Below are 12,577 nucleotides of genomic sequence, written 5' to 3'. Positions count from 1 at the left end.
GCCGCAAGTCATAGCCAGCAATCGGCAAAGGGGACGCATTACTCGGTGGCCATGAGGTCGATCACGGGGGTTTCGCCTGAGACGAGCTCCAGCGTGCGATGCGCGGTGCCCGGGTTCTCCAGCAGCGCCATGACGACGGCGGCCACGTCGTCGCGCGGCACCGAGCCGGGCGGCACCTCGGGGGCCAGCCGGACCAGGCCCGTGCCGGGCTCGTCGGTCAGGCGGCCGGGGCGCAGGATCGTCCAGGCCAGGCCGTCGCGGGCGCGCAGGTCGTCCTCGGCGGCGGTCTTGGCCTCGATGTAGGCGGCCCAGACCGCGTCGCTGCCCGGGGCGGGCGGGCGGCCCGCGCCCATGGAGGAGATCTGGATGAACCGCCGCACGCCCGCCCGCTCGGCGGCGTCGGCCATCAGGACGGACGCGGCCCGGTCGACGGTGTCCTTGCGGGCCGCGCCGCTGCCCGGGCCAGCGCCGGCCGCGAAGATCACGGCGTCGGCGTCGCGCAGGATCTCCGTCACCTCGTCGGGGGTGGCCCGCTCCAGGTCGCACAGCACGGCCTCGGCCCCGGTGGCCTCGACGTCGGCCACGTGCGCGGGGTTGCGCACCAGGCCGACCGCGCCGGACCTGAGCCGCTCGGCCAGCCGCAGCGCGATCTTGCCGTGCCCACCCGCGATGATGATCCGCATGCCTCCCATGGTGTCATGGACGTCATGAGCGACTTCCCGCAGGCCCCCACGCCCGCATTCCTGTTCGACCTGGACGGCACCCTCATCGACAGCGTCTACCAGCACGTCGTCGCCTGGCGGCAGGCGCTGTCCGGGATGGGGATCGACCTGTCGGTGTGGCGCATCCACCGGCGCATCGGCATGAGCGGCGGCCTGTTCGTCAGCGCGCTGCTGCGCGAGACCGGCCTGAAGCTGACCCAGGAGCAGATCGACCAGCTCCAGGTGCACCACGCCGAGGCGTACGAGCAGCAGGTGGACTCGGTCAAGCCGCTGCCCGGCGCGGCCGAGCTGCTCGGCGAGCTGACCGCGCGCGGCGTGCCGTGGGCCATCGCGACCAGCGGCTACGCCCGTACGGCCCGGCTCGCGCTGGGCATGCTGGGCCTGCCGGAGGACACCCCGATGGTCACCCGCGACCAGGTGCGGCGGGCCAAGCCGGACCCGGATCTGTTCCTGGCCGGTGCGGCGCTGGTCCAGGTGGACCCGCTGCATGCGATGGTGGTGGGCGACAGCGTCTGGGATCTGCTGGCCGCCCGCCGGGCGGGCGCGCTCGGCATCGGGCTGCTGTCCGGTGGATATGGCAGGGACGAGCTCGAACGCGCCGGCGCCTTCCGCGTGTACGCCGATCCGGCGGACATGCTCGACAGGCTGGACGAGCTCGGCGTGCGCTCCCCGTCCTGAGCGAGGGGGGAATATCTCGCCGAACCTCCCAGCTTGATCGTGCGTATCCCCCATAGAGGAGCATTGAGATGGATTTGGCAGACATCGGCGTCACCGGCCTGGCCACCATGGGGCGCAACCTGGCCAGGAACCTGGCCAGGCACGGGTACGCCGTCGCCGTGCACAACCGCACGACGGCCCGCACCCAGCAGCTGGTCAGGGAGTTCGGCGGGGAGGGCACGTTCGTGCCGGCCGAGGAGCTGGCCGCCTTCGTGGCGTCGCTGAAGCGCCCGCGCCGGGCGATCATCATGGTGAAGGCCGGTCCCGGCACCGACGCGGTGATCGACCAGCTCGCCGAGCTGATGGAGCCGGGCGACATGATCGTCGACGGTGGCAACGCGCATTTCCTGGACACCCGGCGGCGTGAGGCGGCGCTGCGCGAGCGCGGCATCCATTTCGTCGGCACCGGCATCTCCGGCGGCGAGGAGGGCGCGCTGCTCGGCCCGAGCATCATGCCGGGCGGCTCGAAGGAGTCGTGGGAGGCGCTGGGCCCGATCCTGCAGGACATCTCCGCCAAGGTGGACGGGGTGCCCTGCGCGGTGCACGTCGGCCCCGACGGCGCCGGGCACTTCGTGAAGATGGTGCACAACGGCATCGAGTACTCGGACATGCAGCTCATCGCCGAGTCCTACGACCTGCTGCGCCAGGCCCTGGGGGCGACGCCGGCCGAGCTGGCCGAGGTGTTCAGGGAGTGGAACCGGGGCGACCTGGACTCGTACCTGATCGAGATCACCGCCGAGGTGCTGGAGCAGGTCGACGCGACCACGGGCAAGCCGTTCGTGGACGTCGTGGTGGACCAGGCCGAGCAGAAGGGCACCGGCCGCTGGACCGTGCAGAGCGCGCTCGACCTGGGCGTGCCGGTGACCGGCATCGCCGAGGCGGTCTTCGCCCGCGCGCTGTCGGGCCACCCGGAGCAGCGCGCCGCCGCCGCGTCGCTGGAAGGCCCGCAGCTGTCCGGCGTCGGCGGCCGCGAGCTGATCGAGGACGTGCGCCAGGCCCTGTACGCGTCCAAGATCGTCGCCTACGCGCAGGGCTTCGACCAGATCGCCGCCGCCTCCAAGGAGTACGGCTGGGACGTCGACCCGGGCGCCATGGCCACCATCTGGCGCGGCGGCTGCATCATCAGGGCCAAGTTCCTCGACCGCATCCGCGCCGCCTACGACGCCGACCCGCAGCTTCCGACGCTGCTGGCCGACCCGACGTTCGCCGCCGCGCTGAACGCCGCGCAGGAGGCGTGGCGGCGCGTGGTGACCACGGCCGTGCGGATCGGCGTGCCGACGCCGGGGTTCTCCTCCGCGCTGGCCTACTACGACGGGCTGCGCCGCGACCGCCTGCCGGCCGCGCTGGTGCAGGGCCTGCGCGACTACTTCGGCGCGCACACCTACCACCGGGTGGACCGGGAGGGCGCCTTCCACACCGACTGGTCGGGCGACCGCGCCGAGCACCCCGCCTGACCGACCCCGGGTCTCGGCGGACGGTCAGCGGCTGGTCAGGGCGACCGGGTTGGCCACCGCCGTGACCACGCAGAACCCGATCGGGCCGGCCGTGTCGTGCAGGGTGACCTGGCCGGTCGCGACGCCGCCGGCGCTGAGGTGTCCGGTGGCCTCGACGCCGATCAGCTCGCCCTCGGGCAGCCGGGCGAGCGTCAGCGTGTAGTCGGCGTTGATGAAGCTGACGCCCGCCGAGCCGACGTTGGCCAGCGGGCTGGCGAAGTCGGCGGCCAGGGCGGCGCGGGTGAGCGGCGTCAGCGGCTCGTCGTCCACCAGCGGGTGGGTCTCCCGCAGCCACACGCGGTCGCGGCCGCCCTGCCCCCACTCGGTCAGCCGCCACAGGTCGAACGGCGGTTTCCAGCCCTGCCCCTCGGCCGGGTCGCCGGCGGGCGGCGGCTCGTCCCAGGCGGGCGTGTGCGGCAGCCGGCCGCCTGGCTGCTCGCCCTGCCGGAGCAGCACGGCCGAGGCCCGGCCGATCACGCCCTGTTCGGTGGAGAGCACGGCGTCGGCGACCCGGATCCGCCGTCCGTCCCTGACCAGGGTGGTCTCCACCGTGACCGGCAGCATGGGGCTGTTGCGGAACAGGTCGACGGTGAGCCTGGCGAAGTGCAGGCCGGGCTCGCCGTGCCGCTCCTCCAGGGCGCTCGCCGCCAGGCCGCCGAGCAGTCGGCCGTGGAGCATGTCGGGGGACCAGGGGCTGCGCGCGTGCGGGGCGGGCACGAGCTCGCCCTCCTTGCGCGTGAAGAACGCTGACGTCGCCATCACCGAATCATATTCTGGAAGCGAGCAGCCGCCGTCCCAGGGCGTGCAGATGGTCCGTCAGCTCGGCCGGTTCGAGCACCTCGAAGTCGAGGTCGAGGAAGGCCACGGCCACGGCCATCAGGTGCAGGTCGTCGCCGCGCATGGTGAGCACGCAGGTGGCCTCGTCCACCGGCTCGACCTCGCCGCCGATGCGGCCGGCCAGCCGTCCGGCCGGGGCGTGGATCAGGAAGCGGGCCTGGACCGGCCACATCTGGTGGCCGAGCCGGTGCCGCACCCAGGCGGCGACGTCGGCCTCCGGCGGCTCGCGCGGGGCGAAGCGCGGGCCGTTGGGCGTGCGCACCTCGATCCGGTCGGCCCGGTACGTGCGCCAGTCCTGGCGGTCGACGTCCCAGCCGACCAGGTACCAGCGGCTGCCCTTGGTGACCAGGCTGTGCGGCTCGGCCCGCCGCAGCGTGACGGCGCCCTCGTGGTCGGTGTAGTCGAAGCGGAGCTGCTCGCGGTCGCGGCAGGCGGCGGTGATGCGGGTCAGCAGCTCGGGGTCGACCGTCGGGCCCTGCCCGCCGACGCGCACGGTGTGCGTCTGCAGGGCGTTGACGCGCTGCCGCAGACGGGCGGGCAGCACCTGTTCGAGCTTGGCCAGGGCGCGCAGCGAGGTCTCCTCGATGCCGGTCACCGTGCCGCCGGCGGCCGTGCGCAGGCCGACCGCGACCGCCACGGCCTCCTCGTCGTCGAGCAGCAGCGGCGGCAGCTCCGCGCCGGGGCCGAGCCGGTAGCCGCCGGCCACCCCCGGCGTGGAGCCCACCGGGTAGCCGAGGCTGCGCAGCCGGTCGATGTCGCGGCGCAGGGTGCGCGGGGCCACGCCGAGCCGTTGCGACAGCTCCGCGCCGGGCCACTCGCGCCGGGTCTGCAGGAGCGAGAGCAGGCGCAGGAGCCGCGCCGAGGTGTCGAGCACGGGTCCATTGTGGCCCATGGCGGTCCATTGGGGCCTGATCCTGGCCGCAATGCTGCCTAGCGTGGGCGGCATGAACCGATTCGTCATCGACATCCCGCAGTCCGCGCTCGACGACCTGCGGGCGCGGCTGGACCGTACGCGCTGGCCGGACGCCCTGGAGGGGGTCGGCTGGTCGTACGGCGTGCCGCCCGGGGCCGTGCGCGAGCTGGCCGCGTACTGGCTGGACGGCTACGACTGGCGGGCGCACGAGGCGCGGCTCAACGAGCTGCCGCAGCACACGACCGAGATCGACGGCCAGCGCGTGCACTTCGCCCACGTGCGCTCGCCGCGTCCCGGCGCGCTGCCGCTGCTGATGACGCACGGCTGGCCGAGCACGTTCGCCGACTTCTCCCGCGTGGCCGGGACGCTCAGCCGCGACTTCCACCTCGTCATCCCGTCCGTGCCCGGGTTCGCCTTCTCCGGCCCCACCACCGAGACCGGCTGGGGCGTGCGCCGGGTCGCCGCCGCCTGGATCGAGCTCATGGACCGCCTCGGCTACGACCGGTACGGCCTCCAGGGCGGCGACTTCGGCTCGCTCGTCTCGCCCGCCCTGGCCCGGATGGCGCCCGAGCGGGTGGTGGGCGTGCACCTGAACGCGCTGACGGCGTTCGTCTCCGACGACCTGTCCGGCCTGACCGAGGCCGAGACCGAGCGCGCCCGGCGGATCGAGCGCTGGCACCGCGAGTTCTCCGGGTACGCCGCCGTCCAGGGCACCAGGCCGCAGACCCTCGCCTACGCCCTGGCCGACTCGCCGGCCGGCCAGCTCGCCTGGCACCTGGACGCGTTCGCGAGCTGGGGCCAGGACGCCGGCGGGGTCGCCCCCGACGACATCCTGACCAACGTCACCATCACCTGGCTGACCGGCACCGCCGGCTCCTCCGCGCGCCTGTACCGCGAGAGCGGCGGCGACTGGGCGCCGCCCGCCGAGCCCGGCAGGACGCCGACGGCCGTGGCCGTCTTCCCCGGCGACAGCACGGTCCGCCGCTACGCCGAGCGCTCCCACAACGTGGTGCGCTGGTCGGAGCCGGCGCGCGGCGGCCACTACGCCGCCCTCCAGGCCCCCGACCTGCTGGCCGACGACGTCAGGTCGTTCTTCGCCGAGCTCTAGCCGGGCATCACGCAGAACGGGTGGCCCTCGGGGTCGAGCAGCACCGTCCAGTCGTCGCCGCCCGGCTGGTGGGCGGGCAGGGTGGCGCCCAGGGCGACCAGCGCCCGCCTGGCCTCCTCCACGTCGGGGACGGTGAGGTCGAGGTGCGCGTGCTTGCCGTCGTTGGGCCAGCCCGGGCCCCGGTAGCCGTCGATCCGCTGGAAGGCGAGCGGCACGGGGCCGCCGGTGACGGTGGCGTAGCCGGGGTCGGAGTCGCCGACCTGCCAGCCGGTCGCCTTGGCGTAGAAGGCCGCCAGGGCGACGGGGTCGGCGCAGTCGAAGACCATGGAGGCGATCGTTGTCGTCATGCCCCCACCTTCCCGGCGACGCCGTCCCCGGGTCTTGAACATCCTTGCACCGCGCCCGATCGGGCCGAATCTCAGCTCAGCGGGCGGGCCTCCGTCACGCGGTGCAGGTGGGCCACGATGTCGTAGGCCCTGCCGAGGGCGAGCGGCTGGTTCAACTGCTCGGGCACGTAGGTGGCCGGGACGGTGAAGGTGGGACGGGCGGCGTCCAGCCACGCGCGTACGGACGGTGTACGGCGGGCCTGCCGCAGGTCGGCGTAGTAGTCGCGGTGGCGCACCCGGTCCAGAACGGCCTCGTTGCTGTCCGGAACCGGGGCGCCGGTGTCGAAGACGCCGACTCGGCCGGTCTTGGGATCGACGGCCCGGAAGCGGCCGCTGTGGATCGTGGTGCCGATCGCCACGTAGGACGCGCCGACCTGGGAGCGCAGGTAGGCGCCCTGGGTGATCGGGTAGTGCTGGGGGAAGGCCGAGACGTAGCCGACGTGCCCGTTGTGCGCCGCCACCACGGTCTTCCCGCCGGTGTGCCGCTGCCACCACACGGTGTTGTCGGCCATGGCCTTGTCACGGTGGAGGTGCAGCTTGGGCGGTTCGAGCGTGTACATGGTGACCATCTGGGAGATGACTTTCGCCTCCTGCGCCACGTACGGGTCGGCGCCCTCCAGCAGGCGGTGGGCCGCCTCGGCGTCTGCCGCCAGCGCCTTGAGCCGCTGCGCGGGCATCGCGGCCAGGGCGGCCATGCGCCCGGCCGTGCTGCCGGGAAGGGCCAGCAGGCCCTTGTAGCGGCGGCTCAGTTCGGGGACCAGCGCGGGCCGGTGCTGCGCGGCCCAGGCGAGCACGCGCCGGTACTGGTCGGGGTGGACGTCGCCGATGTCGAAGCCCATCACGCGCAGCTTGTGCCGGGCGGTGCGGTTGTGGTCGCGCATCCACTCGTACAGCTCGGCCCATTCCCGGGTGCGCCATGCGCCGTAGTCGTTCTGGAACTCCTCGGCCATGATCTTGCGCAGGTCGCCCTTGCCGGTGCGCACGTACTCGTCCAGGCGCGCGCCGGCCGACCAGGTCGCCTCCAGCGCCAGCGTGGTGAAGCCCCGGGTCTCCACCAGGTGCCGGAACAGGCGGTGGCGCAGGGTGAACAACTCCTTCGAACCGTGCGTCGCCTCGCCGACGCCCACGATGGTGGCGCCCTTGACCATCGCAGACAACGCCCGCAGGTCGTCCGCCTGGCCGCCGGGCCGGGTGCTCCGGAGAGGCTTGGCGTGGCGCTCCAGACTCGCCACCACCCCGTCATCGACCCGACCGCCGACGGCCGTCGCCGTGACGGCCTTCGCCGTGACGGGACCGGCTTGTGCGGGGGCCGCCGTGGCAGGGGTGGCCAGTGCTGGGGTGGTCGCGGTCGCCAGGCAGGCCGCCAGCGCCAGGGTGATCGGCGCGATACGACGCACAGTGTTGTTCGCCAAGACAGATCCTTCGGATTGGTGTCGATGCAGTGGTCACCAACGTATGGATCGGCGCAGGCGACATCGATCCTGCCAGCCGCCCGATCGCCGGTGCAGCCTGCTGTAACACCCCCCACCCGCCGCCCCGACCCCACCGCCCACCGTCCCGGCACGCGGGCCGACATCCCAGGCACGCGGACCGGCTTCCCCGGCCGAGCCAGCAGAGGCGGCCGAACGCGCCCTTCGCCCCCGCCGCTGTCCCGACACCACCCTCCAGCGGACCGTCCGCGCTCATGGGGCCCTGAGCGCCGCCTCACCGAACCCCGCTCTCCTCTTCCCCACCCCCTGATGCCTCAGCCAGCACTGGACCCTCCGGAAACCGTGCACCACGCAAGCCGAGCACAGGTCGCCGGACATCGGGAACATTGCCGAGCGTCAGGCCCGGCGGCCGGGCAGGGCAGTGACGCACGGCCGTCGGGATTGTCGGTGGTGGGGCGTAACGTTCGGCGGGTGCGATCCTCCAAGCCGCTGGCCCGTGGGAAGGGCTTCACCCTCGACCTGGTGACCTGCGTCGACGACCACCGCGGCTGGTCGCGGCCCGAGGTGGGCCGGGCCCACCGCATGGTGCTGGTCCACCGTGGCGCGTTCCGTCGCATGGCCGACGGCCGCCAGGCCGCCGTCGACCCGACGATGGCCTACCTCGGCGCGCCCGGCGAGGAGGAACGCTTCGCCCACCCGGCGGGCGGCGATGTCTGCACCTCCCTCTCCCTGTCCCCCGGCCTCTGGCGCACGCTCGCGGGCGACGCCCCCCGGCTCGCCCGCTCGACGGTCTACGTCGACGCCCGCTTCGAGCTCGCGCACCGCCGCCTGCTGGCCGCCGCCCGCGCGGGCGACCCCGACTTCGCCCTGGTCGAATCCCTGCTGTCGCTGACCGGCGCCACCCTCACCCAGCTGGCCGGGCCCGCCACCCCGGCCACCGCGGACGGGGTGGCCGCGGCGCGCCTGCCCACCCCGTCCCCTGCCCGCTCCACCGCGGCCATCGCCGACGCCGCCCGCGAGGCGATCGCGGCCGACCATCCGGCGGCCGCCGGGCTGCTGCCGCTGGCGGAGCTCCTGGCGGTCTCCCCCTACCGGCTCAGCCGTGCCTTCACCCGCGAGCTGGGCGTCTCGCTGACCCACTACCGCAACCGGGTCCGCGTCAGCCGGACGCTCGACCGGCTGGAGAGCGGCGAGACCAGCCTGGCCGCGCTCGCCGCCGACCTCGGGTTCGCCGACCAGGCCCACCTGACCCGTACGATCCGCCGCCACGTCGGCCACACCCCGACGGTCCTACGCCGCCTGCTGGCCTCCCCCGCTCCCCTCGGGCGGGTGGATTTCGGGTCGCCTGCCGCCGTAAGCTCCCCCAATGCATGATGCAGGTGAGGACCCCCGGCCCGCCCGGGGCGTCGTACGCGAGGTCCACTCGCTCAACGGTCCCGTCACTCTGGCCTACTCCCCCGACCTCGACGGCCTGGCCGATCCGGGGGAGATCGTGTGGGCGTGGGTGCCGTACGAGGAGGATCCGTCACGGGGCAAGGACCGGCCGCTGCTGGTCGTGGGCCGTACCGGACGCAGGCTTCTCGGCATGATGTTGTCCAGCAAGGGCGACGACGGCTCCGACTGGCTGGAGGTCGGCGCGTGGGGCCGCGACGGGCGGGTGTCATACCTGCGGCTCGACCGCGTCTTCGTGCTGGACGAGGGCGACATCCGCCGCGAGGGCGCGGTTCTCGACGGCGACCGGTTCGCCCGGGTGGCCTCCGTCCTCATGCAGACGCACGGGTGGGGCGTGGACTGACCAACGCGCACCCCCGCCCCCGCCCGCACCAAATCCTCTCCACCCCTGCCCGCGCGCCCCGCCCTTCCGCGCACTCCCCACCCCGGTCTCCCACCTCCCCGCCCGGGGCCAGCCTCCCCACCCCACCTCCCCGCCCTGGCCTCCTCCGCCCCCGGCCTTCCCCCCGCCGGCCCGCTCCCACAGCGGCGAGCGGTCCCACAGCGGGGGGTGGCCCCACAGCGGGGGGTGGCCCCACAGCGGGGGACCCATGCCGAAAGAGGGCGATCCCTAAGCAGGGGTGGGTCCAAAGCGAAGCGGGCGGTCGTGTAGCGATGGGCGGGCCGTCCCGTAAGGATTGGCGGTCGTGCAGCGGTGGCTGATCCCGTCATGGCGGGTGGTCCCGTTGCGGTGCGTGGTCCCGTAGCCCCCCGGGATGGGCGTGAGGGAGTATCCGGATGGTAAGCGCACGATCCGGTCATCGTCCGAAATCACCCCCGCCTGCGATCATGGGTGCATGCGTGTTGTGGTGATCGGCAGCGGGATTGTCGGGGCGAGCGCGGCCTACTACCTGAGTGGCCGCGGCGTGGCCGTGACCGTGGTGGACCGCGGTTCCCAGGGCCAGGCGACCCAGGCGGGCGCGGGCATCGTGTGCCCTTGGGTGGACCATCCGGAGGATGACTCCTGGTACCGGCTGACCAGCGAGGGCGCCCGCCACTACCCGAGGCTGGTCGAGGCGCTGGGCGAGGACATCGGCTACGCCAAGGTCGGCGCCCTGCTCGTGGCGGAGGACCCGGTCGATCTCGAACCGGTGCGGGCCCTGCTGCGCCGCCGCTACGCCGACGCGCCCGAGATGGGCGAGGTCACCGACGTGCTGACGCCGTCCGACCTGTTCCCGCCGCTGTCCGACGACCTCAGCGCGCTTCTCGTGCCGGGCGCCGCCCGGGTGGACGGCAGCGCCGTACGCGACGCGCTGCTGCGCGCCGCCGTCGCCCGGGGCGCCGAGGTGCTGCCCGGCAGCGCCGTCCTCACCCCGGACGGGCAGGTGCGCCTGCATGCCGCCGACGAGCACATCCCGGCGGAGAACGGGCCGCAGTGGGGCCAGCCGGGGCCGGCAACCGGCGCGGTGAGCGGCGGGACCACCTCCTGGCGCCAGGCCGCTCCTCTCCCTCCGGACTTCACGCCGTCCGCCACCGGCGACCTGACCGAGAGCCCTCTTGAGGCGTCCGCCGAGGGACCGATCGGCGCCGCGGGCGACGCGCCCTTCGGCGGCCCTCCGGACGGCTCCCCAGGGGGCCCCGCCCAGGCCCCCGCGCCCGTCCCGCCCGTGGAGCCGGACGTCCCCATGCCACTGGCCGAACCCGTCGCCCCTTCCGCGGCCGAACGCGTGCCCGTCGGCGAGGGCGTCCCCCTGGAGGCGGACGTCGTGATCGTGGCGGCCGGGGCGTGGACGGGCGAGGTGTGCCGTCCGCTCGGGGTGGAGCTGCCGGTGTTCCCCCGGCGCGGGCAGATCCTGCACGCCACCCTCGACGGCGTGGACACCGCGTTCTGGCCCATCGTGCTGCCCAGGAGCGGGCCGTACCTGCTGGGGTTCCCCGGCTCGCGGGTGGTGATCGGCGCGACCGTGGAGGACGTCGGGTTCGCGCCCCGGGTCACGATGGGCGGGCTCGAAGAGGTGATCGCAGCGGGGTTGCGGGTGGCGCCCGGCCTGTTCGGGGCGACGGTGTCGGAGACCAGGGTCGGCCTGCGTCCGGTCAACGCCCCCGGCCCCGCGCTCATCGGCCGGCTCACGCCGCGGGTGGTCGTGGCGACGGGACTGAGCGCGTACGGGCTGACGGCGGGCCCGTTCACCGGCGAACTCGTCGCCAAGCTGGCCCTCGACGAACAACCCCCCATCGACCTCACCCCGTACGCACCCCGCACCGCCTGACCCACCGGCCGGCCCGGCACGTCCCCCGCGCCGACCGGGCCCGTGGATGCCCGGCGGGGCGAACGTCCCGCGCAGGGCAATCCATCGGCCGCCGCCCCAGAGCGTTCCAGCGGGAGAACACCAGCGGTCCAGCCCAGAAAAGACAACGGCCGGCGAAGCCATGCCGCGGGCCTACCCAGCACAAGAACGGCCCAGCGGAGCCACTCCGCATCCAAGCGGCAGGCCGCCCCAGGACGAGAGCGCCCCAGCAGGCCACTCCCTGTCCAAGCGGCAGGCCGACCCAGCATGAGTGCGGCCCAGCGGAGCCCAGTCCAAGCGGCAGGCCGACCCAGTACGTGAGCGGGCCGTGCCGCCCTCCAGCCGGTGGGCCTGACAAGAACGAGAGCGGCGAGCCGCGTTCGCATGGCGGGCGTTGGCGGTAAGTCGGCGTTAGTCAGACCCCGGCATGATCCAGGCAACACTGCGCGGATATGGTGGATTTCTCCCCACCGTGATCTCGTGGGGAGGCCGCGTTGCCGCTGTTCGCGCTGCTGATCATTCTGCTGCTGGCCGCCGGATGCGCCTCCGCCCCCGAACGAACGGAAGGGCCCGAGCGCCCCGCCGAACGGCCCGCTCCCGCCGTCACACCTCCGCCGCGCCCCTCGATCCCCGCGCCGATCCCGCTCCCCGCCGAGCACGTCAAGATCCCGTACGCCGCCTCGGGCTCGTACGCCGTGGTGCCCGGCAGCGCGCCCGCCCGAGCCGGAGACGGCGAGGTGGTGCGGTACCTGGTGGAGGTCGAACGCGGCCTGCCGATCGACGGGACCGTGTTCGCGGCCGCCGTGCACCGCACCCTCAACGACCCGCGCGGATGGGCCCGCTTCCAGCGCGTCGACCACGGCCCGGTACGGGTGCGGGTGGCGCTGTCCAGCCCCGGGCTGACCGTCAGCCAGTGCCTGCCGTTGCGCACCGGCGGCACGTTGTCGTGCTGGAACGGGACGCGCTCGGTCATCAACGCGCTCCGCTGGGCCGACGGCGTCCCCCAGTACGAGGGCGACCTGGCCGCCTACCGCGACTACCTCATCAGCCACGAGGTCGGCCACAGCCTGGGACACGGCCACCGCGCCTGCCCCGGCCCCGGCCTGCCGGCTCCGGTGATGGTCCAGCAGTCGAAGTCGCTGGGCCGCTGCCGTCCGAACCCGTGGCCGCACCCCGAACGCCACCCGGACGAGCGCCGCGACGCCATGGCCCGAAACCCCTGACGGAAGGCCGACCACGAGCCCGAAGGCCG

12 protein-coding genes are annotated in these 12,577 nt (G+C 74.1%); 7 read left to right on the top strand and 5 right to left on the bottom strand.

The window, feature by feature from the left end; all coding sequences use genetic code 11:
• Positions 1–38: 38 nt before the first annotated feature.
• Entirely contained in the window at positions 39–683 is a 645-nt protein-coding gene (locus ACIBST_RS21515) for an SDR family oxidoreductase (RefSeq protein ID WP_397173894.1), read from the bottom strand.
• A gap of 24 nt (positions 684–707) precedes the next feature.
• Between ACIBST_RS21515 and ACIBST_RS21510 the strand changes: the two genes are divergently transcribed.
• Positions 708–1,400, top strand: coding sequence for an HAD family hydrolase (locus tag ACIBST_RS21510; protein WP_397174256.1), 693 nt, complete (start codon positions 708–710; stop codon positions 1,398–1,400).
• A 68-nt stretch (positions 1,401–1,468) separates the two neighbouring features.
• Entirely contained in the window at positions 1,469–2,893 is a 1,425-nt protein-coding gene (gndA, locus tag ACIBST_RS21505; RefSeq protein WP_397173892.1) for an NADP-dependent phosphogluconate dehydrogenase, read from the top strand.
• A 24-nt stretch (positions 2,894–2,917) separates the two neighbouring features.
• Here the strand turns inward: gndA and ACIBST_RS21500 are convergent, their stop codons facing one another.
• The gene (locus tag ACIBST_RS21500; RefSeq protein WP_397173890.1) at positions 2,918–3,691 is read right to left on the bottom strand and encodes a thioesterase family protein; all 774 of its coding nucleotides are present in this window, start codon (positions 3,689–3,691) and stop codon (positions 2,918–2,920) included.
• Positions 3,692–3,698: 7 nt separating this feature from the next.
• On the bottom strand, positions 3,699–4,643 hold the full coding sequence (locus ACIBST_RS21495; RefSeq protein WP_397173888.1) for a helix-turn-helix transcriptional regulator: 945 nt from the start codon (positions 4,641–4,643) through the stop codon (positions 3,699–3,701).
• 70 nt (positions 4,644–4,713) lie between these two features.
• Between ACIBST_RS21495 and ACIBST_RS21490 the strand changes: the two genes are divergently transcribed.
• Positions 4,714–5,790, top strand: coding sequence for an epoxide hydrolase family protein (locus ACIBST_RS21490; protein ID WP_397173887.1), 1,077 nt, complete (start codon positions 4,714–4,716; stop codon positions 5,788–5,790).
• On the opposite strand, the gene ACIBST_RS21485 is transcribed toward ACIBST_RS21490, so the two are convergent.
• Both ACIBST_RS21485 and ACIBST_RS21480 read right to left on the bottom strand, forming a co-directional pair.
• Positions 5,787–6,137: a VOC family protein gene (locus ACIBST_RS21485; protein ID WP_397173885.1), complete on the bottom strand. Its 351-nt coding sequence runs from the start codon at positions 6,135–6,137 to the stop codon at positions 5,787–5,789. The genes ACIBST_RS21490 and ACIBST_RS21485 overlap by 4 nt on opposite strands.
• Before the next feature lie 71 nt (positions 6,138–6,208).
• Positions 6,209–7,588 (bottom strand): erythromycin esterase family protein, encoded by a 1,380-nt coding sequence (locus ACIBST_RS21480; protein WP_397173883.1) that lies wholly within the window; start codon positions 7,586–7,588, stop codon positions 6,209–6,211.
• A 489-nt stretch (positions 7,589–8,077) separates the two neighbouring features.
• Between ACIBST_RS21480 and ACIBST_RS21475 the strand changes: the two genes are divergently transcribed.
• The 4 genes from ACIBST_RS21475 to ACIBST_RS21460 all read left to right on the top strand — a co-directional run bounded on the left by ACIBST_RS21475 (position 8,078) and on the right by ACIBST_RS21460 (position 12,548).
• Positions 8,078–8,980: a helix-turn-helix domain-containing protein gene (locus tag ACIBST_RS21475; RefSeq protein WP_397173881.1), complete on the top strand. Its 903-nt coding sequence runs from the start codon at positions 8,078–8,080 to the stop codon at positions 8,978–8,980.
• On the top strand, positions 8,973–9,401 hold the full coding sequence (locus ACIBST_RS21470; protein WP_397173879.1) for a type II toxin-antitoxin system PemK/MazF family toxin: 429 nt from the start codon (positions 8,973–8,975) through the stop codon (positions 9,399–9,401). Before ACIBST_RS21475 ends, ACIBST_RS21470 begins: the two co-directional genes overlap by 8 nt.
• Positions 9,402–9,894: 493 nt before the next feature.
• Positions 9,895–11,307: an NAD(P)/FAD-dependent oxidoreductase gene (locus ACIBST_RS21465; protein WP_397173877.1), complete on the top strand. Its 1,413-nt coding sequence runs from the start codon at positions 9,895–9,897 to the stop codon at positions 11,305–11,307.
• Positions 11,308–11,819: 512 nt separating this feature from the next.
• Positions 11,820–12,548: a DUF3152 domain-containing protein gene (locus tag ACIBST_RS21460; protein ID WP_397173875.1), complete on the top strand. Its 729-nt coding sequence runs from the start codon at positions 11,820–11,822 to the stop codon at positions 12,546–12,548.
• The last annotated feature ends 29 nt before the right edge of the window (positions 12,549–12,577 follow it).

The organism is Nonomuraea sp. NPDC049684, from assembly GCF_044465345.1.
Lineage (GTDB): Bacteria > Actinomycetota > Actinomycetes > Streptosporangiales > Streptosporangiaceae > Nonomuraea.
The sequence above is the reverse complement of the archived record's forward strand: the minus strand, read 5'-3'. Positions and strand labels throughout refer to the sequence as shown.